The organism is Brevibacterium sp. SIMBA_078, assembly GCF_046534565.1.
GTDB lineage: Bacteria > Actinomycetota > Actinomycetes > Actinomycetales > Brevibacteriaceae > Brevibacterium.
The window spans coordinates 1-244 of sequence record NZ_JAWRYQ010000486.1; the positions used below are offsets into that span (position 1 = coordinate 1).

Annotated in this window: 1 protein-coding gene; it reads left to right on the forward strand. The window is 39.3% G+C overall.

The window, feature by feature from the left end; all coding sequences use genetic code 11:
* Positions 1-14 precede the first annotated feature (14 nt).
* Positions 15-244, forward strand: a 230-nt coding sequence (locus SB749_RS20510) for a LysR substrate-binding domain-containing protein (RefSeq protein WP_410711934.1), incomplete at its 3' end; no start/stop codon positions are given.

Sequence of the window (244 nt, forward strand, 5' to 3'; positions counted from 1 at the left end):
GTAATTGGCATTTCATAAAGGGAGGTGAGCGAACAACGATAAAGTTGACTCCTATTTTCTCATCAACTTTGGGAGATAGCGTTTTGGGTATGGCTGAGTCAGGTCATGGGATTGCATTACTATCCGACTGGCATATTAGAAATAGTGTTTTAAATGGGCAGCTGAAAATCGTTTTAGACGACTGGGAAAGTGATCCATCAATTTCTATAAACCTCCTATACCCATCGAGGAAAAATCAATCAAT